14 protein-coding genes and 1 tRNA gene are annotated in these 22738 nt (G+C 35.7%); 7 read left to right on the top strand and 8 right to left on the bottom strand.

The features are described 5' to 3' along the window. Positions 1-29: 29 nt before the first annotated feature. From ES677_RS09045 to ES677_RS09070, 6 genes are all read right to left on the bottom strand, one after another. Positions 30-713: a TIGR04282 family arsenosugar biosynthesis glycosyltransferase gene (locus ES677_RS09045; protein ID WP_148368477.1), complete on the bottom strand. Its 684-nt coding sequence runs from the start codon at positions 711-713 to the stop codon at positions 30-32. A gap of 51 nt (positions 714-764) precedes the next feature. After that, the gene (gene arsS, locus ES677_RS09050) at positions 765-1820 is read right to left on the bottom strand and encodes an arsenosugar biosynthesis radical SAM (seleno)protein ArsS (RefSeq protein WP_148368476.1); all 1056 of its coding nucleotides are present in this window, start codon (positions 1818-1820) and stop codon (positions 765-767) included. Between the two features lie 69 nt (positions 1821-1889). Then, the gene (locus ES677_RS09055) at positions 1890-2225 is read right to left on the bottom strand and encodes an arsenosugar biosynthesis-associated peroxidase-like protein (protein ID WP_148368475.1); all 336 of its coding nucleotides are present in this window, start codon (positions 2223-2225) and stop codon (positions 1890-1892) included. A 245-nt stretch (positions 2226-2470) separates the two neighbouring features. After that, on the bottom strand, positions 2471-4756 hold the full coding sequence (tamL, locus tag ES677_RS09060) for a translocation and assembly module lipoprotein TamL (protein ID WP_148381072.1): 2286 nt from the start codon (positions 4754-4756) through the stop codon (positions 2471-2473). Positions 4757-4759: 3 nt separating this feature from the next. Further along, on the bottom strand, positions 4760-9859 hold the full coding sequence (locus ES677_RS09065) for a translocation/assembly module TamB domain-containing protein (protein ID WP_246124417.1): 5100 nt from the start codon (positions 9857-9859) through the stop codon (positions 4760-4762). Positions 9860-10053: 194 nt separating this feature from the next. Further along, positions 10054-10129: transfer RNA gene (locus ES677_RS09070), tRNA-Phe, on the bottom strand. 100 nt (positions 10130-10229) lie between these two features. On the opposite strand from ES677_RS09070, the gene ES677_RS09075 reads away from it, so the two are divergent. The 6 genes from ES677_RS09075 to ES677_RS09105 all read left to right on the top strand — a co-directional run bounded on the left by ES677_RS09075 (position 10230) and on the right by ES677_RS09105 (position 18019). Next, positions 10230-10958: a type III pantothenate kinase gene (locus ES677_RS09075; protein ID WP_148381073.1), complete on the top strand. Its 729-nt coding sequence runs from the start codon at positions 10230-10232 to the stop codon at positions 10956-10958. Beyond that, complete coding sequence (locus tag ES677_RS09080; RefSeq protein WP_148368458.1) at positions 10958-12286, top strand: hypothetical protein; 1329 nt, start codon at positions 10958-10960, stop codon at positions 12284-12286. The genes ES677_RS09075 and ES677_RS09080 overlap by 1 nt, the downstream gene beginning before the upstream one ends. 20 nt (positions 12287-12306) lie before the next feature. Next, positions 12307-13662 carry a hypothetical protein gene (locus tag ES677_RS09085; RefSeq protein ID WP_148368457.1) on the top strand — a complete coding sequence of 452 codons (1356 nt, stop codon included), beginning with the start codon at positions 12307-12309 and terminating at the stop codon, positions 13660-13662. Then, the gene (lptC, locus tag ES677_RS09090) at positions 13662-14216 is read left to right on the top strand and encodes an LPS export ABC transporter periplasmic protein LptC (RefSeq protein WP_148368456.1); all 555 of its coding nucleotides are present in this window, start codon (positions 13662-13664) and stop codon (positions 14214-14216) included. Before ES677_RS09085 ends, lptC begins: the two co-directional genes overlap by 1 nt. Before the next feature lie 244 nt (positions 14217-14460). Beyond that, complete coding sequence (locus tag ES677_RS09100; RefSeq protein WP_148368454.1) at positions 14461-15756, top strand: hemolysin family protein; 1296 nt, start codon at positions 14461-14463, stop codon at positions 15754-15756. Between the two features lie 142 nt (positions 15757-15898). Then, positions 15899-18019 (top strand): SurA N-terminal domain-containing protein, encoded by a 2121-nt coding sequence (locus tag ES677_RS09105; RefSeq protein WP_148368453.1) that lies wholly within the window; start codon positions 15899-15901, stop codon positions 18017-18019. A 76-nt stretch (positions 18020-18095) separates the two neighbouring features. Here the strand turns inward: ES677_RS09105 and ES677_RS09110 are convergent, their stop codons facing one another. Both ES677_RS09110 and ES677_RS09115 read right to left on the bottom strand, forming a co-directional pair. Next, complete coding sequence (locus tag ES677_RS09110) at positions 18096-19013, bottom strand: GYDIA family GHMP kinase (RefSeq protein ID WP_246124419.1); 918 nt, start codon at positions 19011-19013, stop codon at positions 18096-18098. A 2-nt stretch (positions 19014-19015) separates the two neighbouring features. Then, complete coding sequence (locus tag ES677_RS09115) at positions 19016-20317, bottom strand: hydroxymethylglutaryl-CoA reductase, degradative (protein WP_148381075.1); 1302 nt, start codon at positions 20315-20317, stop codon at positions 19016-19018. A 208-nt stretch (positions 20318-20525) separates the two neighbouring features. On the opposite strand from ES677_RS09115, the gene ES677_RS09120 reads away from it, so the two are divergent. Then, a complete protein-coding gene (locus ES677_RS09120) occupies positions 20526-22724 on the top strand; it encodes a S9 family peptidase (RefSeq protein WP_148381076.1) in 2199 nt (732 codons plus the stop codon). Positions 22725-22738 lie beyond the last annotated feature (14 nt).

A 22738-nucleotide genomic window follows, 5' to 3' on the forward strand; every position in this document is an offset into this window, starting at 1 on the left:
GTAACAGTGAGCAACAACGTTGCGTGATTTTATTCTAAGTACAGAGGAGAACCTTTATTAAAATAGGAGGAAAGTGACACGGAAGGGAAAGGTAGATGACGTTGAAGAGTAGTTTGCTCGTCGGTATTTATACTATTTAAAAGAAATTGTTTAAGTGTTTTTGAAAGACTTTTGAAGCTATTTATAATAGCTTTTATATCCTGAGAAGTATCAATATCGTAAAGTCTTTCTAAGAGGTCGAAAGTAATATTTTTTTCTGAAGCTAACTTTAAAAACGTTGTTGTTAGCGCTGCCGTTTGCCACGGCAGTTTTTTAAAAGCTTTGTCATTAAAAATATGTTTAGAAAGGCCCATAAGATAAAATCCGCCATCTTGGGAAGGTCCTAAAACTAAATCGTTTGTCTTTAACTTAGCAATAGTTTCATTTAAATGGGCTGTTTTTAAATGTGGCGTGTCATTACCAATTGTAATAATATTACGAAAGCCTTTATTAAAAACGGATTGAATTGCATTTGTAAACCGAGACCCAAAAGAGTTGCCAATCTGCTCTTTTTCTGAGATTATAAAATAAGGGATTCCGGTATTTATAACTTTAGATTCCACCTGTTTATTTAAGATGCTAAAAAGAGACACCGCCGATTTAAAAGGTTTGCGTTCGGCTTCCGTTGGGACCGAATTCGCGAAAATTAATAGGGCAATGTCTTTATTCTTCATTGTAAATTAAAGCAATCAAATAAAATGAGTTAAAAAATAAACGTTATAAAATTATGCTACAGATCCTTGACAGCTACTTCCTGATCCCGCCGTGCAACCATAACAATGTTGTGAGGTTCTAATGGTTCTATCATTTAATAAGTCTTCGTTATACTCACTAATATGTTGCACTTTACTCGCCACTTTTAAATCTAGCATTTGGTTAAAGTCGCAATCGTACAGCCAGCCGTCCCAACTAATCGAAATAGTATTAGTACACATTACACTGCTAACCGCTGCTGGATTGTAGGCTTCCACAAGCGAATGCATATAGTCCTCGTAATTTTCTGAGGCGATTAAATAGTCTAAAAAACGAGCGATAGGCAAGTTGGTAATGGCAAATAAATTATGAAAATCAATATCGAAATCTTCTTTTAAGGCTTTTTTGAAATCCTTTTCTAGAGCGTCCTGATCACCTGGTAAATAGGCTCCCGAAGGATTGTAAACTAAATCTAATCGCAAGTTACTTCCCGGCCTACCGTAACCTCTTTCGTTAAGTTCTTGTAAGGCTTTAACAGATTTATCGAAAACACCGCTACCACGTTGTTTATCGGTTTTGCCGCGAGTGTAATGTGGCATTGAGGAAATAACGTGCACATTATGTTCTTTGAAGAAATCGGGTAAGTCGTAATATTTTTTATTGGCTCTAATTATAGTCAAGTTAGAGCGCACAATAAAATCTTTAATCCCCGCTTTCGACGCTTCGTGAACAAACCACTTAAAATCGGGGTTCATTTCTGGAGCGCCACCAGTTAAGTCTAAAGTGTGTGCTCCCGTATTTTCTATAACAGCAAGACATTGCAACATCGTCTCACGCGTCATAATTTCCTTACGATCGGGTCCGGCATCTACATGACAATGTTCGCAAACTTGGTTGCACATATACCCTAAGTTTATTTGGAGTATTTCAAGTTTTTTTGGCGTTAGTGGAAATTGATTCGTTTCGGAAATTTTATCTTTAAAAGTCGGTAATTCTCCACTCTTAAAAATACCATTCGATAAAATATCAAGTTGCCTGTTGGTATTGGCTAAATCACTTTCTCTTTTTTGTAAGGATTTTATTGTCATTAAAAGGGTTTTTTATCGTGTATAGTGTTTACGTAAATTTTTAAATAGTGGTTTTAAAAAAAGCAATAATTACATTTCTAATTTGTTTACTTTATTCATCATTTGTACCCCGTGTACTAAAGTAGCACCACTTTTTATGGCAGCACCAACGTGCAAGGCTTCCATCATCTCTTCTTTTGTAATACCGCGTTGTAAGCCGTCTTTTGTGTACGCGTCTATACAATAGGGGCATTGCTCGGTATGTGCTACGGCAAGTGCAATAAGCGATTTCTCTCTAGCTGAAAGGGCGCCTTCTTCAAAAACGGTACTGTAATAATCAAAAAATTTATCACCTAGTTCTTGATTCCATTCGCTAATTTTTCCAAATTTCTTTAAATCGGCTGGGTCGTAATATGTTTTTTGCATTGTGATCGGTGTGTTTTAATTGAAAGCGTTGTATCGAGTAATTATATGTCGAAAAGATAAATAATACTTAACAGAAAAAAGGTTTATAATGTTTCTTTTTCTGGTGGGACGGTTTAAGTGAAGCTTCAGTAGTCCCTAATAAATTAAAATGAAAAGGTAGTTTTTCATTTTAGTGTTGTTTTAAAGGGGTAGTCTACTGAAAGAACTTCTGTAGTGACTATAAAAAAGTGCTGAGAAACACAGGTTTAAAATGAATACCCAATAGCAAAATTGAGCACAGGTTCATCCACTTTAAAATCGTAACGTTGGCCTTCTGGTAACGACGGATCGTGAAAGGGAGCAGCCAAATCAAATCGGATCACAAAACCTTGAACATCGATACGTAAACCAACACCAGCACCCATTCCTAATTCGTTTATAAAATTCGAAGTGAATTTATCTTTACCACCAAAAGTAGGATTCGCTCTTGAATTCCACACATTTCCCGCATCGGCAAAAACGGCGCCTTTAAAGAAAGAAACAATAGGAAAGCGATATTCGACATTGGCTTCCAGGCGAATGTTTCCTGTTTGGTCAAAATATGTGCCGTCGCTTTGAGCGTCGTTACCTTCGTTATACGTTCCAGGGCCTAGCGATCTAATTCTAAAAGCACGCACACTATAAGGGCCACCAGAAAAATATTGTTTAACGAAAGGAACAACATCCGAGTTGCCATATGGGAGACCATAACCTGCAAATAGGCGAGTGGCCAACGTTTGCTCTCTTTTTTTTCCAAAGTTTAGGTGAAATCTTAAATCGATATCTGCTTTCGCGTATTGCGCATATTGCAATCCTAAAAAGACTTTAGGTTCTCCCACATCTTTTTCTTTTCCGAACAAGCTAATAGAATTTCCGGCAACGTCTAAGGTGGTGTTTACGAAAAACTGATTAGGGTCGTTAGCATCGACCATTCCGTTATAAGTAAACGAAAAGGTTAAGCCCGATATAAACTGTTGGTCGAAACTGCGTTTTAAAAAGGGGTTGTTATCTAAGATCTCTTCAAACTCTGATGTGGTATTCGATAAGCTCGTGTAGTTTATAGAAATGGGATTAAATTGATACGTTACATAGCGGTTAGAGTCCCATACATAACCAAATAAACCGCTACCCGAAAGTAGTGTGTATAACTTGCTTCGGTTTAAGTAATTGGCACTCAGACTCACTTTTGTTTTGGGTATAGAATATTTAAAAAAGGCATCGTTTATTTTAAAAGGGCTAATAACGCGCGGAAAAATCATTTCGGCTTTTAAACCTAACTCTAAACTACTTAACCCGGCGTTGTTACCGCTTGCAAGTTGTGTTTCGTAGCCAATATTAGAACTTACATTAAAGGTTTCCCCGCCGTTAAACACATTCCTATTACTATAGGTTAGGGCCAAATGTGGGCCAGCAAAACTGTTGGATTTGGTAACGGCTTGTAATTCGGCGCGAAAAGCACGTTTGGTTAACGGTGACAAAAATATGTTGGCCTCTAAAGCACCCAATCGGTCTGTGGTTGCCGTGTCGATTTCTTTATATTGAATGTTTACATATTTGTACGCTCCAATGCTCGAAAGACGTCGTGCTGTATTTTTTGAGGTCTTCGGATTGTAATAAGATCCTTCTTTAAGAGTGATAAATTTATCTAAATATTTAGGTTTAAAGAACAGAGAATCTTGATGATAATCTTTAGCATTGAAACGTTCTGTGCTGGCGATAACAGAATCTTGCAAATCGTAATCGGGATAAATATTTACTTTTTTAATGACGTATGGTACGGTGGCTTTTTTAGGAACTTGGGCCTTCAGTTTTAGGAATAAATTAAAACGTTTGTTGTTGTATTGCGTGGTATCGGCTTCAAAAATAAAAAAATCGGAATTTAAGTTATAATATCCTCTTTCTTTTAATTCTGAGTCTATACGCTGCCGCTCTAATTTCATATTCCCTAAATCGAAACGCATTCCATCTACAAAGGGTGTTTTTTCTGTAGCGCGTTTTACATCTTCGTATATAGGCGCCCGCATCGAATCTAATTGATAGCTAGCCATTGTGTATGGTTTTAATACTTTTAGGGTGTAGGTTACCGATGCTTCAATGGCTTCTTCTTGAAAATAGGACGCTGTCGTGCTGTAAAAAAAGCCGTGATTTTCTAGTCGGTTTCTTAATATATCTTCAACTTCAAACGTTTTTACATCCGATTGATATACCGGTTTTTCACCAATTTGTTTGTATATCCAGCGATTTATAAAGCCAGGTTTTTCTTTTTGTGTCTTGTAGTAATAAAACAAACCAGGACGCATACCTAAGAATTTTGAGTTTGGTTCTGGGCGTAGAACACCTTCTAGTTCCGATTTTAATACATCGACATCTTTAATCGTAGAATCGGCGTTGATCTCTATAGTTGCACCGGTATACAAACGTTCACCTTCAGGAATGTATTTTTTAACACTACACGAATATAAGAGGAGCGCAAATAAAGCTACGCAAGAAATATGTTTTAAGACTGTTTTCAAGATTTAGTTCTTTTTCTGTTCGATACTTTTATTAATTTTTTCTTCTTTCGCTTTTAACTTTTCCTTCATGGCGTCACGTTTAGCGTCGCGTTTTTCTTTTTGTTCTTGACGAGAACGGAATATGGCATCCCAAAGTTCGTTAAACTGATTGAATTCTTGAGTGAAAATTAAGCCAATTCCACTAACAATTGTTTGCCCGTCGATAACATTTTCAAATTCACTTTTTCTAAACCCTTTAAGGCGGTATCTACCATCTTCGGTTAATGTGTATTCTAAACTTACATTTCCAATAAGTGGCGCTTCTTCTCCTGCCGGGCTACTGCCTTGAAGATCGATATCGCTACCCACGCGAACGGTTAAGCGATCGTTAAATAATTTTTTCTGAGCGGCGATATCCAACTGTGTGCGATCGGTTGGTGCATCACCTTGGTAATCGGTATAGCTGTTTAATCCGAAATCGACTTCTATACCCGAACTCCCTAATAATTTATCTGAAAACGCATTTAACTGTCCAGATACGGCATCGTTGAGATTATCGCGGGCAATAGTTGCAAAACCTCCCGAGCTACCATCACTTCCAGAATCGGGATAAAAACGATTGAGAACCAATAGTGAAAATACTTGACGGTTTAATTCGCCTTCTTGCTGATTAACTTGCTGCACGCGACCATAAACTTGACCGCCAATAGCACCTTGTTGTTCTTCGGGCATATCTAATCCAAAGGATATTTTAGGCTGAAGTAATTCTCCATCAATATTTAGGTACACATTAAACGGTAGCACTTGTCGGTACTTGCTTTTTACTGAAGGATCTGCGCCCGAAATTTGAGGAGCCATTAAAGCTGATGCTGAGGTTTCTATGTTATAGATTGCTCTAACATCTAGTTTTGCATCAAAAGGATCTCCAGACCATGTTACGCGACTTCCCGGCGCGATTAGGAATTTTCTGTTTACTAGATTGTAGAGATTTAATTCGTAATGACCACTGGAAATTTCATAGCCACCGGTTAGCGTTATTCGGCCGTTAGGTGTCATTGTGAAAATAAAATCACCTTCTCCTGAAACTTTAAAATTATCTCCAGTTTCTTCATCGATTACAATAGTAACGGCGGCATCTTTACCTATTTTTAATACGGATGAAATATCGAAACCTCGAATGGTTGCTGTTTGTTCGTCAGTTTGAGAAAGAATAGCATCTGGGTTTTCACGGTTTACAAATACCACGACGCCGTCGCGTTCTTCAATATTTGATAATGTAGAAGGCATTACGTAGGTAATATCGGTATCGGATCCCAAAGTTAGTTCCGCGTTTAATTTTGGTATTTGTAAATCGCCAGTCAGTCTTGCATTGGCATTACAGCTTGCTTTACCATAAAAAGCGGTATTGTCTTTTTTCGTCGCATTTAAAATTTGAAAATTATTGGCTTTAACCTCTAAGTTAAACGTAGGGTTTAAAGCATTCTCTGTGCCAATAGTTCCTGATAATATCAGCGCATTTTTATTGGCGTCTAAAATGGTGAAATTAGACAGCGATAATCCTTTGTTATCCACCTTTAATGTTTCGTTAACCAGTGTGAATTTGGTGTTTAATTTGGCGATGTTAAAGCCAGCATCATTAAAAGTTACTGCCCCTTTATATTGCGGGTTAGCGGTGGTGCCTGTAACTTTAAAACCTCCAGAAAAACTACCTTCTGTATCTTTTATTTCACCTAAGGTTAGCGTGTTTAACGCTTTCATTTTAAAAGTGTTTATATCCAAATCTAAATTTAAATTCGCTGATTTATTAGTCACTCCATAATCACCGGTAAGATCTAAGTCTATATCTCCACCTTTTAATCCCGCATTAAAATCGTAGTTGCTCCCACCAAGAGATTTGGCGTCTAGTTTTAAAACACCCAGGTCTGTTTTTAAGACTTCTAATTGATCAATGGTTAAAGCGGCAATAATTCCGGTATCTTTAAAAGGCTCCTCCAAAATAAAATCACCATTTAAATTTCCTTTAGCAATACTAGTTTCAGGGTTGAAATAGCTAAAAAATTCACTAATACTAAAGTTTTTAAAAGCAATCGCCATGTGACTTTTAGAAATGCGTTCTAATTTATCTGTTATTTCGATAGACTGGTTTCCTCTCGAAATTTTAAAATCGTTGTACTCAAACTTTTTATCGGTGATAATCACTTCATTACTATCAGGAATCGTCCACTTCTGTTTATTTAAAATTAAGCTGTCCGGACTTACCGTAAATCGTAATCCTTTTGGATAGGTTGTTATTTTTGTATTTACATTTAATAACGTTTCACCGTCGTGGTAGCCTAAAAAATTAAGCAAAAAGCCGTTGTCGGTTTGGTTACCATTAATAACTGTTTTTGGCATTAGTAATGGGCCTGCTTCAATACTTTTAAACCCTAAATTAAAGTTAAAGTCATTTTTATCTGTCATCATAGAAAAAGCCAAACTATCTAATTTGTTTCCGCTATAATTTATATGTGGTGCTGTAATATTCGCTATTAAAATCCGCGCTTTTTCATTGTAGTTAACAGATACATCAATAGTATCAAGGTCTTTAATGTTAACTAAAAACACATCGTTAAGTAAAGGTGATTCAGAAATGCGTCCTTCCAATTTTAAGTTTACAGGTCGCGCGATAGTATCTGGCGCACGTTCATCGTCATAAAAATAACTTAAAACGTGGCGTCGTAGAGAGTTGCTAAATGTTTGCGGATCGCTATTAGACTGCACTACCAAATTAAGCATCTTGTTAGTAACCCAAACCGAAGTTGTATCTTTATCTACGTGTGCCTTAGCCTTTAAGTCTCCTAATAAATACGTTCTATTATCGTAAATAACTACGCCATTATCAATGTGAGTAGACACGTCGTAATTACTACCATTACCTTTAAAGTCTGCGAAAATTTTCATTCCCGTTTTTACATTGCGATCCATTACGCCAAGCGCTTGTAAATCGGCACCAATAATGTCTAATTCTATAGACGCTTCCGGAGAAATAGAATCTAAAACTATAGCTGCATCTAAGGCGATGTCGAGGTTTTTGTCTTTATATTTCGAGTTTATTTTACCTTTTCCGTCTTTAATGTCTCCATTAATATTAAGGTTTTTTATGTCATAATTATTAAGTTGAAAACTAGAAACCGTAGCGTTTAATTTCGCGTTTAATGCATTTATATTGTTACCGCTTCCAGAAGCCGTTATAGTAAGATTTAAAGCACCAAATTGTGGGTCGTTAAGTAACTCGTTAACTTTGTAATCGTCAATAAGGATATCGGCATCGAAAGATACAGTATCGGTGTTTTTAAAATGGCCTTTAATCGTTGCAATTCCTTGATTGGATGTTAGTTTAGCTTGCGCTTCAATAGCATCGCGTGTACCTTTTACACTTCCAACGAGTAGCACGTCTTCGGGCAAACTAACACTTAATTCTTTCTCGTCTATAAATTGAATAATATCAGAACGCTTTGTTTGTGCTGAAAAATTGGGGATATCAATATAAAGCAATGCTGGTTTTGTGCTATTATTTATGATTCCGTTTATAGAAATCTTAGTCATTTTACCCCAATTTACGTAGGTATTAGACACCTTAATTGCAGCTAAAGTTCCAGAAGCTTTTAGGTTTCCTGTAATTAGTTTATTGCTGAGTGAATCCATATAGGGATTCTTTCTAAGTTCTGGCTGAAGTTTAAAGATGTCTTTTAATGAGACGCTAAAAGCTGGCAAATCAAGTTGAACTTTAGTGGTTTCTGGAGTTTTTATAAGCTGAGCAAGGGAGGTGTAGTTTAAATTCGCAAATCCCGAAATAGCATTATTATTAAGTTTAAAATTGAAATTTTCAAGATGCAGTTGTTTGTCGGTAACGTTTAAGTTGAAAGCCAATTGTTTTAAATGAAGCCCAGAAAATGCTTTGCTAGTAAACTGATTCATTTGTAAGCCCGCTTTTTTATCCTTCAAGAAAACATCTGAAGCTTTTAAAGTAAACTCGCTTAACGATATAGCATCTAGATTTAAGCTGTTTTTGATGGGTTTGGCATTACCAACGCGGTAATCGACAGCGTTGTTTTCTAAATCGATGGCGTCAATAGTGACTAATAATTGTGGACAATTAAGCGATTTTATAGTTGCTTTCGCTTGCTCTTTGGTGTTTTTTACCGTTTCTGTAAGTCCGTTAACTTCAGTATCCGTATGAATACGGATTTTTGAATTTTTTAAACGAATAGTTTTAAAATTAATGTCGTTATCGATTAAATTTATTTGAGGGATTTCGGTGTAAAATTCATCAATATCAAGATCAGCAATGATGCGATCGGGTTGTGATTCGTAATAAGCCGTCACATTTTGAAGACTTAGAGTTTCAACTGAAAATTTAGGTAATGGTATCTTTGACGTCGTTGTGTCTGCTGCTACAGGTTTCTGAATAAATTTGATCTTTGCGTCTTTCAACGCAATATTTGAAGCTTCGAAAACCATCATCTCCATATTTGTAGTGTTCATCGTAGCATCGAACTTTCCAATTTTAAATCGGCTATCAATTCCAGCGACGGCGTCATCAAAAACAATATCGATATCTTTAAAGTTGAAGGTTCCTAAAATGAGGTCAAGGGGTTTCGAAGCAGTCGTGTCTGCGGCAACGTTTGTGGTATCTGCTGGGGCAAACGCATCAATTAAAAACTGAAAGTTATAACCAGAAATAGAATCTTTTCTTATAATGTTGGCGCGTAAACCTTTCCAGTTTAATTGTTCGACACCAATGGCTCCGCCTTTTATAATGGAGAATAATGGCACGTCTGCTTCAAGTGACTTTGAATAAACCAAAGTGTCGCCTTTTTTGTCTTCTAAAAACAAACCCTCTAGTTGAATATTACCATTAAAAGTGATAAAAAGCTTATCGATTACGACGTTTGTATTGGTTTTGTTAGAGACATAGTCTACCGCTTTAGCTACAATAATATTTTGTCCCCAGGGGCTTCTTATAAATAAAATAACCAATAACAATAAGAGAATAACACCCAAGAGTACGCTCAGCGTGCGGCGTACAATACGGTGTTTTCTTTTTTTAGGGGGCTGAGTTTCTATGTTTTCTGTTGTATCCAAAGGTCAAAAGTAAGTTAGTAAATCTACTACAATTAGCGTTATCTCTATAAAGATTAACGCAATTAGTGTTTTCTTTTATAATTTTTATTAAAATTAAAAGGAAAGACTTTTAGGAATGCTCTAAAAGCAATAGTAGCAAATTACAAATGAGATAAAATTAAAAAACCCCGAAAACATAAGTTTTCGGGGTTTTATGGTGGTGCCTCCAGGAATCGAACCAGGGACACAAGGATTTTCAGTCCTTTGCTCTACCAACTGAGCTAAGGCACCAGCGCTAATTGCGGTTGCAAATATAAGAGCTATTTTAATATCTACAAAACAATTTTTATAAAATTTCGTTTTGTAAGTTTGTATTTCATCAATTTATACTATGAATTTAATTATTGATATCGGTAATACGCAAGCTAAAGTGGCTGTTTTTGAGGGTAATAAAATGGTGTTTAGAATTCAGACGGATGCTGAAAATATTTTTAAAAAAATTGAAGAAATTCAGAAAAAATATGAAAATATAGAGAAAGCCATCGTTTCTTCGGTAGGAAAACTAGATAAAAACAGTTTCGAAACGCTAAAAAAGGACTTTCAGCTTTTATTTTTAGATCATAATACGGTATTGCCTTTTAAAAATTTATACAGCACACCAAAAACATTAGGAATAGATAGGATTGCTTTGGTTTGTTCTTGCGTAGAAAAATACGCGAATAAAAACGTATTGATAATAGATGCTGGAACCTGTATTACTTACGATTTTATTACTGGGGATAACGAATATTATGGGGGTGCCATTTCACCAGGATTGAGAATGCGGTATAAAGCGCTGCATAATCAAACTGCAAAATTACCGTTATTATCTTCTAAAGTACCTGACGGTTTAATTGGTAATTCAACAGAACAAGGGATACACTCTGGTGTGTTTAATGGTGTTGTGTTCGAAATTGAAGGAGCTATTCAGACTTACAGAAAAAAATATGGAGATTTAACAGTTATTTTAACAGGAGGAGACACGAAAATGTTGTCTAAACAATTAAAAAGTAGCATATTTGCGAACTCAAATCACCTTTTAGAAGGATTGAATTTTATTTTACAATTTAACACAAACTAATGATAAAAAAACTTGTATTAGTTTTTATTGCGCTATTTGCAATTCAAAGTTACGCCCAAGAAGGCACGCAATCACCGTATTCATTTTATGGTATTGGAAGCCTTAAGTTTAAAGGAACTGTCGAGAACAGGAGTATGGGAGGACTGAGTGTTTACAAAGATAGCGTACATATCAATTTAAGAAATCCAGCTAGTTATGCGGGGAAAAACTTAGGACTTATTCCTTATAATGGTGAAAATAGACCCGTAACATTTACGGTGGGAGGTAGTCATACTTCAACAAACTTAGAAAGTAACTCTGGGGAGTCTAAGGTAAAAACATCAACCTTCGATTATTTAGCATTGTCTATTCCTGTGGGTAGATTTGGTTTCGGAGTGGGTTTAATGCCTTTTACTTCGGTAGGGTATAAACTAGAAAATAACCGCGCAGATGGGCAAATGGATACTCGTTTTCAAGGTAAAGGAGGCTTAAATAAAGCATTTTTAGGTGCGGGTTATCAAATTACCGATGGATTAAGCGTTGGTGTAGACGCCAGTTATAATTTTGGAAGTATAGAAAATAGTACGGTGCTTTTTAGGTATAATGATGAAGGCGAATTACTGCAATCGCAATCTCGAGAAAGTAATAGATCTGAATTAAGCGGATTAAATTTTAATTTTGGTCTGCACTATCAAACAATGATTAGCGATAAATTAGAATTACAATCGTCGTTTACATATACGCCTTCTGCTAATTTAACCTCTAATAACGAACGTACATTTGCTAGTATTATACTAGGAAATGATGGTAATGAATATTCTGTTAATACTCTAGATGCCGATTTAGAAGGGTCAGGGCTTTTAGAAACAGAATTAAAACTACCAACAAAACTCACTTTTGGAGCCGGTCTAGGAGAGCCTAGAAAGTGGTTTGCTGGTGTAGAGTATGAATTTCAAAAAACGAGTGACTTTTCAAATCCGTTATATACTTACGAAAATTCAAGTGGAACCGAAACAGTACGTTTCGAAAATGCATCTCGAGTGTCTCTTGGTGGTTTTTTTATTCCCGATTATAATTCTTTCTCAAGTTATTGGAACCGCGTGGTCTACAGGGCTGGGGTACGATTTGAGAACACCGGTTTAAATGTTAGTGACCAATCTATAAAAGAGTTTGGCATATCTTTTGGAGTAGGTGTACCAGTTGGAAACTTATTCTCTAATGCCAATCTAGGATTCGAGATAGGACAACGTGGTACAACCGACGCTAACCTAATTCAAGAGAATTTTGTTAATTTCAACCTTAGTTTATCGTTAAACGATAGATGGTTTGTAAAAAACAAGTATGACTAACAAAGTATTAAAATAGAACTATGAAAACGAAGATCACAGTATTAATTGCAGTATTATTTTTAGGACTAAACGTTAGTTTTGGTCAAAACGAGGAAGCGTGTAGAAACAAGCTTTCTATAATGGTCGAATATGCAAGATCGAAAAACTATGAGACGGCTTATAAACCGTTTATGGAATTGAGACAAGAATGCCCTAAATACAATAAGGCCATTTATGTATTTGGAGAAAAAATTCTTAAAGATAAGATTGATAATACTACAGGAGTAGAACAAGTAGCTTTTATAAACGACCTAGTTAAATTATGGGACGAAAGAGCTTTGAACTTTGCAAATGAAACGCCGAAAGGGGAATATGACTCTAAACAATGTCAGTTAAAATACGATTATAAAACAGAGCTAGGTTTAACAGACGACCAATTATACAGTTGTTTTGATGCTGCCTTTACTGCGGATAAAGAAACGTTTGAAAACCCAAAGAGTTTATACGTGTACTTTAAATTAATGGTAAATTTATATGATACGGATAAAAAAACGGCACAAGAGTTATTTGATAAGTACGATGATGTTGTTGAGAAAATTGAATTTGAAGTTGAAAAAGCGTCTGTTGGTTTAAATAAAATTGTAACTAAAGAAGAAGCAGGAGCGGCCTTAACTAAAAAAGAAGGACAGTACCAAAGGTATTATACTTCTGTATTATCGGCTTTCGATCAAATTTCTGGAAGTGTAGATTCTGAGTTAGGAAACAGAGCAAACTGTGAAAACTTAATTCCATTATACGAAAAAAGTTTCGAAGCTAACAAAGCAAATGCGACGTGGTTGCAAAGAGCTGCTGGTAGAATGTCTGCTAAAGAATGTACTAGCGACCCGTTATTCTTTAAATTAGTAAACGCATACCACGACTTAAGTCCGTCGGCAAACTCTGCATACTACTTAGGAATCTTAAAAGATAAAGAAGGTAAGTCTAGCGAAGCTCGTGGATACTATGAGCAAGCAATTAGTTTAGAAACAGACAATTTCAAGAAAGCTAAATTATACAAGAAAATTGCAATTAAATTAAAAGCAGTTGGTAACTACGGTCAAGCAAGAACGTATTACATGAATGCTGTAAATGCCAACCCATCAGATAAGAGTCCGCACTTACAAATAGCAGGAATGTACTCAAGTAGTGCTAAAAACTGTGGTACCGATAACTTCTCTCAAAGAGCAGTATTTTGGTTAGCAGCTGCAGAAGCGCGAAAAGCAGGAAGTTCTAATACAGCGGCGAGATATGAAGGTTTAGCGCCCTCTAATACAGAGATTTTTAATGCAGGAAATGCCGGAAAATCTATAACAATTGGATGTTGGATTCAGAGAACAGTAACGGTTCCAAATATATAATGAAGTTACCTTTATTACATACTATTAAATACGGAGTCATAGCAGTTGCTATGACTCTGTTTTTTTCGTGTAAAAATAATTTTCAAGAGGTTAAAAAAATCGGAGTTTCCGATAACGAACCCTTGGGAGTTGCCGAAAATATAAATGCAAGGCGAACCGATTCCGGACGTGTTGTTGCCAATTTGGTGAGCCCGAAAATGTTAGATTTTGGAAATCGTAAATTTGGATACTCTGAGTTCCCAGACGGCGTAACGCTTTATGTTTACGATGCCAACCAGCAGAAAAGCACTATAGTTGCCGATTATGCAATTCGTTACGAAGGTACCGATCTTATCGATCTGCAAGGCAATGTTGTTGTTGCTACAGCACAAAACGATACGTTATTTGCAGAGCAACTGTATTTCGACCAAACCAAGGAGTGGGTGTTTACCAATCTTCCTGTAACTTATAAGTCTGCAGACTACATAACGCACGGTAGCGGCTTCGATTCAGACAAAGACTTTACCAAAGCCGAAGTTCTAGAAATTAGTGGGCAATTTGCTGTTCTAGAATAAGTGTTTTTAACCACTTATTTTTCTTACCTTTACTTTAAAATTGATTATAATGAAATTGTTTAAAATCTTTCAATACTCTTACTTAGTATTTGCTGTCTTGTTTTTATACGACGCCTTTTCTAATTGGGGAGTGGAACAATCAAGATCGTATTCTTCCCTGTTGTTGGGAGCTTTAGCGATATTTATGTTTTTCTTTAGGCAGAGATTTAATGAAAAGATCGATAATAAAGACAATAAAAAATAGATGTCTACCACCATTATTATTACAATAATAATTATTGCCTTATTGCTTTCTGCTTTTTTTTCAGGAATGGAGATCGCCTATGTTTCGGCTAATAAAATCCATATAGAAATTGAAAAAAAACAAGGTGGTTTTCTAGCAACCATTTTAAAACGATTAACCGCAAAACCGTCTAAGTTTATTGCCGCTATGCTTATTGGTAATAATATAGCACTGGTTCTATATGGGTTTTTTATGGGCGATTTGTTAGTGGCGTGGTTTCAGTCTATGTTACCAACCACCAATGTATTCGCTAACTATCTGCTTACCGATTTAAGCTTGTTAACACAAACTGTTTTATCGACACTATTAATCTTATTTACAGCAGAATTTCTTCCGAAAGTGTTTTTTCAGATTTATGCCAATACCTTTATTAAGGTACTCGCTTTTCCTGCCTATATTTTTTATACGCTGTTTTCTTGGATTTCAGATTTTGTGTTATGGATTTCAGATTTTGTGTTGCGTAAATTCTTTAAAACGGAGGGTGACATTGTACAATTAGCTTTTACAAAAGTGGAATTAGGAAATTATATTAGCGAGCAAATGGAATCTGTGGAAGAACACGACATCATCGATAGCGAAATCCAGATTTTTCAAAAAGCACTAGAGTTTGCCGATGTTAAAGCACGTGAAGTAATGGTGCCTAGAACCGAAATTATTGCGGTTGAAATTAACGATTCTGTAGACAATTTAAATAACTTGTTTGTACAAACGGGATGTTCAAAAATATTAGTCTATAAAGAAACGATTGACGATATTGTAGGATATGTGCACGCTTTCGAACTCTTTAAAAAGCCACAAACCATACAGGCGATGTTGCTTTCTGTGAAATTTGTTCCAGAAACAATGCTCATCAACGATATTTTAAACATTCTTATTAAGAAAAGAAAAAGTATGGCTGTTGTTCTGGATGAATACGGTGGGACTTCAGGAATATTAACTGTCGAGGATATTGTTGAAGAGCTATTGGGTGAAATTGAAGACGAACACGATACAGCAGTATTAACCGAAGAAAAGATTGACGACCATAACTTTGTGTTTTCTGCACGTTTGGAAGTCGATTACCTAAACGAACATTTTAAGCTTCATCTTCCTGAAGGTGAGAATTATGAAACTCTAGGCGGATTAATTTTGGATTATACAGAAGAAATTCCCCATCAAAATGATATTGTTACGATTGATAATTTTCAGTTTAAAATCATTGAAGTTTCTAATACTAAAGTAGATCTGGTACACTTAAAAGTAAAAACTGACGACTAAAAATCTGGCCTTATAATACGACTCTATTAGGTATAGTAAACCCCTTTGTTAAAATTAAATTAATTAATGAGATGTTCTTCTTTTATTATTAAAGAGAAAACTGTATTTTCGCTCACTATATTTCATATAATCTATTCAACCGATGGCAATTTTAAATAAAATAAGACAAAAAACAGTTGTTTTAATCTTAGTAATCGCACTAGCCTTATTCGCTTTTGTATTATCAAGTTTATTCGATAATCAGAATGCGTTATTTTCTAAATCTCCTAATGTGGTTGCTACCATAAATGGAAAAGATATTTCTCGTCAAGAATTTATGGCAAGAGTAGAGGCGCAGCAAACTCCAAATGCAACGACAACGCAAATAATGAACCAAGTTTACGAAGCTGAAGTCCGTCAAGCAGTGATGGGAACGCAATTCGAAAAATTAGGTTTAAATGTAGGTAGACAGCAAATGAGAGATTTGTTAAGAGCAAATTTAGAGTCTAGTCCTCAGTTTTTAAATGAAGATGGTGTTTACGACGAATCAAAATTAAACGCTTATATCGCTAACCTAAAAGAAACATCGCCTGAAGCGTATGCACAATGGATTAGTTATGAAGATAACGTATCGTCTGGAGCATTGCAACAAACCTATTTTAATTTAGTAAAAGCTGGAACAACGGCAACGTTAGCAGAAGGCGCTCTAGAGCATAAATTAGAAGGTGATAAAGTAGATATCAAATTCGTGCAAGTACCTTACACATCTATTGCAGATAGTAGTATTGAAGTATCGAAAGGAGATATTGAGAATTACGTAGAGAAACACAGTAAAAAATACGAAGTGGACGCTTCAAGAAGTTTACAATATGTAAAATTCGAGGAAGTGGCTTCTTTAGAAGATGAAACAGTGCTTCAAGAGGAGCTTATCAAATTAATTAGAGGAAACATTTCTTACAACTCTGAAACTAAGAAGAATGATACGGTTGTAGGTTTTGCTAATATGAGTGATGCTAAAGCAGAAGTTTTCGTAAACGAAAACTCAGATGTAAAATTTAATAATGGGTATGTTTATGAATCAGCAATCGCTGGAGCATTAAAAGATAGCATTTCAAAATTAAATACAGGTGATGTTTATGGCCCTTATAAAGAAGGAAGAACATTTAAGGTAGCAAAACTAGTAGCACAAACAAAATTACCAGATTCTGTAAAGGCAAGACATATTTTAATTCCTTTTATAGGATCTCGTGCAGCAGCTCCAGAAACAGTACAAACAGAAGAGCAAGCTAAAACAACCTCAGATAGTTTATTAGCGATTATTAAAACAGACCGTTCTAAGTTTGTAACGTTATTAGATTTCTCAATCGATAAAGTAAGTAATGAAGAAGAAGGTGTTTTAGATTGGTACACATACAATACAATGACGCCTGCATTTAGAGATTATACCTTCGAAAATAAAAAAGGAGACATCGGAGTGGTTAAAACTGATTTCGGTTTTCACATTGTAGAAATATTAGATCAGAAAAACGAAAAACAAGCTTACAAATTAGCTACTTTAGTTAGAAACATTGAGCCTTCTATAGATACAGAAGACACCGTTTTTAGAGAGGCTTCAAATTTTGTGCTGAAGGCAGATAATAATAATTTTCAAGAAGTAGCTAAAGAAAAAGGCTTTCCAATATTTCCTGTAAGTGGCGTTAAAGTGTTAGACGAAAACATACCAGGTGTAGGAAACCAAAGAGAAATTGTGCGTTGGGCTTTTGAGAAATCAAGATCTGTAGGCGATATTAAACGATTCTCAGTTTCTACAGGATATGTTGTTGCCCAGGTAACAGCTAAAAATCAAGAAGGTTTAATGAATGTAGAAGATGCTTCAGTAACTGCAATTCCTGCAATTAGAAAAGAGAAAAAAGCACAATTAATTAAAGAAAGAGCAAAAACGTCTAGTATTGAAGATTTTGCTGCTTCTGAAGGACAAACGGTAAAAACCGCGTCGGCCATTAATATGAAAAACCCCACAATTGCAGGTGCTGGTAAAGAGCCCTTGGTTGTAGGAACAGCTTTCGGATTAAAAGAAGGAGCAACCTCTAAAGTAATCGCTGGAGAAAAAGGAGTGTATATGGTTCAAGTTACTAAAACAACGCCAGCTGTGACATTAGATAACTACCAGTCGTATTCGAACCAAGTTGGTGAGCAGAAATTAAATTCTGTAAATACAAGGTTATACAGCGCATTAAAAGAGGCTGCAGAAATAGAAGATAATAGAGCGAATACTATTCAATAAAATAGCGTCTCATTTTAACATAAAAAAGGTCTTGCATATTATGCGAGACCTTTTTTGTGTTTATTGTGTATACAAACTAAGCGCCTAATATAAGATCGTTATACGCTATTATGGTGTTATAATTTTTGCTGTTGAAGTAATCGTAGACATACGCTTTAGTGCCCGTAACTAAAATAAAGTCGCCTCCCCAGCCTCCTAAACTCTTAATGGCGTTGTCAAAATCCGGGAATAGATCGTCTTTAATTGGCGTTTGATTAGTGACGTGCGCGATTAGGATTTCATGTTCTGTTATAAGGGCATCAAAAATTAATCGGCTATCCGCTTTTAAAAGCTGAGATGTTATCCTGTTTATTTTTTGAATAATGATTTCGCTATTGGTTTTGTATTGTTTGTAGGTGCTAATAGCGTCGCGACTGTTTTGTTTTTTATTGCGGTGAACAAAAAACAACTCGTCTTTAAATCGCGGATTAAAAGAGATTTCCTTAATTTTTGGCGGATTCCCAACTTGGTAAAGAATAGGCGCATTGTGCCGCGCGCAAGCAATGTCGTAACCACTACCACCAAAAGAATGTAAAAGAAGCGTCATAGGGTTAACATTAGCCCAAAGTGCCAAGTTATTTATTAAAGTAGACGACGAGCCTAAGCCCCAATCGCGAGGAAAATCTAAACGGGTGGATACTTTGTATCCGCTATGGTGTGTTAGGAAATCGGGGTTTTCTTTTTTTGCTGTTTTTAAAAGTGCAGTGAGTTGTTTAGAAACGGGGTCTTCAGAGTTATTCGCTACAGATGTTAATGTCTCTATATTAAAAGTGTCTTGAAACCAGAGGTTGCCTTTCTCATCGAAACTTGTCCAAATAATGTTACGATCAGTAATTGGTTCTACATCTAAATGCTGGCCCAATTTTGTGGGTAACGCAAAAGCATTTGCGCCGTCTAAAACGACATATTCCCCCGTAATTAATAATTTACCGTTACTGTAAAAAGACTGCATCATTTTTATTGTCTTAGCGCATTAATGGCTTCAACAACAGCGCTGTGCGTAACCGTATGGGTTTTAAAATAATCTACAATCGTTTTCTTTTCATTAGCGGTCGCTTCAAACTGATTTAAAATATTCATCAAGTGCATTTTCATATGGCCTTCTTGAATACCTGTTGTCGTTAGCGATTTTATAGCTGCAAAATTTTGCGCTAAGCCGGCAACAGCAACAATTTGCATTAATTCTTTAGCTGATGGTTTTCCTAAAATGTCTAACGCTACTTTTACTAGTGGGTGTAAATTTGTTAAGCCTCCAACGGTTCCTAGTGCTAATGGAAGTTCTGTCCAAAACGTGAAAATGCCATTTTCAACTTTAGCGTGTGTTAAACTGGAATATTTACCGTTACGAGCCGCATAGGCGTGTACGCCAGCTTCAATCGCTCTAAAATCATTTCCGGTGGCCAAAACAACGGCATCAATTCCGTTCATTATACCTTTATTATGTGTTACTGCGCGATAGGGTTCAACTTCTGCAATAGAAATAGCTTGCACGAATTTTTTAGCAAACAACTCAGGGTCTTCAATATTTTTATCGATGAGTTCTTCAATTGGGCACGAAACTTCTGCTCTAACAATGCAATCGGGCACATAATTAGATAAAATACTCATTACTATTTCTATGGGTGAATCCAAGTGCTTTTCAGCTTCAGCTTTAAAAGTTTTTGCAAACTGTTCCAGGCACGAATTAATAAAATTAGCACCCATCGCATCTAACGTTTCGAAAGTGGCGTGCAACTGATAATACCCCTTAATCTCTGTAGTTTTATCGTTTAGAACAAGGTCTAAAATACCACCACCACGGGCGTCCATATTTTTAGTAATGTCGCGCGTTGCTTCCAGTAATTTTGGTTTTACAGCAGTGTAAAAGGCGTGCAGTTTTTCGCTATTGCCGTGAAACATAAAGTGAACTTGACCAATTTTAGTCGTCGATAGCACTTCGGTTTTAAAGCCGCCACGAGACATCCAGAATTTTGCAGCTTTACTAGCTGCGGCAACTACCGAACTTTCTTCGATAGCCATAGGAATGGCGTATATTGTATTGTTAATTTTAAAATTGGGCGCGATACCTAACGGTAAATAATAGTTAGAAATGGTGTTTTCTATAAATTCGTCATGTAATTGCTGTAGTTTTTTATCCGAATTTATATATTGTAAAAGCGTGTCCTTTGACGCTGTAGATCCTGAAAGATAATGGGTTACTATCCAATCTATTTTTTCAGATTTAGATAATTTTGAAAAGCCGGAAACTGATTTTTGCATTGCCTATAATTTTGTACAACAAAGATACTATTCTCATTATAAAAGAAAATGCATTTGTTCTTTTGTTACACTTTTAGTTTTTTTAAACTATAGGTAGGAATCCAATCTGAAACAGATTGCCGCGAACACAGTAATTAACTGTTAATTTTAGCTATATTTTGCATAATTTTTAGTAAACTTGGCATTATTTTAATTTTACTTATACGAAATGAAATTATACAAAATCTTTGCTCTTACTTGTTTTTTAGTAACATCTTTAATATCAGCTCAAAACAAAGAGATTTCCCTAGAAGAGATTTGGGATGGAACCTTCAGAACACAGGGAATGGATGCCCTCCACTCCTTAAAAAATGGTAAACAATATTCGGTTTTAAACGTCGATAGAGCCACAGGAACTACAACAATAGATATTTACGATTATAGCACCTTAGAAAAAACAAAAACGTTAGTAAGTTCTGCCGATATTGAGGGCTTGCGTTATTTTTCTGATTATACCTTTAGTGCTAATGAAAATAAAGTGCTTTTAGCGACTAATGAGGAGTCTATTTTTAGACGCTCTACTTTAGGTAATTATTACGTTTTTAATTCGGTAACCGAAGATGTAATTGAGATTGCCGAAGAAAAAATACAAGAACCAACATTTTCACCAGATGGATCGAAAGTCGCTTATGGTCGCGATAATAACATCTATGTAAAAGATTTAGAGTCGGGTAAAACCACTCAAATTACTTTTGATGGTGTAAAAAATAAAATTATTAACGGTATTACCGACTGGGTTTACGAAGAAGAATTTGGCTTTGTTCGCGCTTTCGAATGGAATGCCGACAGTAATAAGATTGCGTATATAAGATTTGATGAAACTCTGGTTCCTGAATTTTCAATGGATGTTTACGGTAATAATTTGTACCAAACCCAAACGGTATTTAAATACCCGAAAGCAGGTGAGGCCAATGCTATTGTGTCGCTTCATATTCATAATTTAGAAAGCAATAATATGCGAGCTGTGACTTTAGATAAAAAATACAGCGATTTCTATATCCCTAGAATAAAATGGACTAATGATGCTGATGTTTTAAGTGCTCAATTTATGAATCGCCACCAAAACGAGTTGGATTTATGGATGATTGATGCTGAAAAAAACACGGCCTTTATCGCCATTGCTGAAAAAGACAAAGCCTATATTGATGTTACCAATAATTTAACTTTTTTAAAAGATGATAGTTTTATCTGGACAAGTGAAAAAGATGGATACAACCATATTTATCACCACGATAAAAAAGGAAAATTAATTAATCAAATCACTAAAGGGAAATGGGAAATAACCGATTACTATGGTTTTGATGCTAAAACAGATAGAATTTATTACCAATCGGTAGAGAACGGATCTATTAATAGAGACGTGTATTCTATTAGTTTAAAAGGAACGAAAAAGCAACGTTTGTCTGATAATACAGGAACAAATAGCGCAGATTTTAGCGCTGATTTCACTTACTTTATTAATTCATTTTCTAATGCGACAACACCGCCTAGCTACACTTTAAATGATGCGAGAACGGGTGAAGTTGTAAAAGAGATTAAAGATAATACAGAATTAGTAGAAGCATTAGCGGCGTATAAAATGTCGCCAAAAGAATTTAGCACGATTGCGGTAAATGGTAACGATTTGAATATGTGGACCATTAAACCTAAAGATTTTGATGCGTCTAAAAGCTACCCGTTATTTATGTTTCAATATTCTGGCCCTGGTTCTCAGCAGGTTGCTAATAAATGGCATAGTGCAAACGATTATTGGTACCAATTACTTGCGCAAAAAGGATATATTGTTGCTTGTGTAGATGGAAGAGGTACAGGTTTTAAAGGCGCTGACTTTAAAAAAGTGACACAAAATGAATTAGGAAAATTTGAAGTTGAAGACCAGATTGAAGCCGCTAAACAATTAGGGGATTTAAAGTATATAGATGATAGCCGTATAGGAATATGGGGCTGGAGCTATGGTGGTTTTATGAGTAGTAATGCTCTATTTAAAGGAAACGACGTCTTTAAAATGGCGATTGCTGTGGCACCCGTTACAAGCTGGAGGTTTTACGACTCTATTTATACAGAGCGTTATATGACAACACCACAAGAGAATGCGAGTGGTTACGATATGAACTCACCAATAAATCACGTCGATAAATTAAAAGGAGATTTTCTTTTAATTCACGGTACTGCTGATGATAATGTACACGTGCAAAATACGATGCGAATGGTTGAAGCTTTAGTACAAGCTAATAAACAATTTGAATGGATGATTTATCCAGATAAAAACCACGGTATTTACGGAGGTAATACACGGTTACATTTATACACAAAAATGACTAATTTTATCGACCGTACATTGGGAGATAAAATTGCGAAGTCAGAATAATAATGGGCTTAGGC

It is taken from the genome of Bizionia gelidisalsuginis, assembly GCF_008086185.1.
GTDB classification, from domain to species: Bacteria; Bacteroidota; Bacteroidia; order Flavobacteriales; family Flavobacteriaceae; genus Bizionia; species Bizionia saleffrena.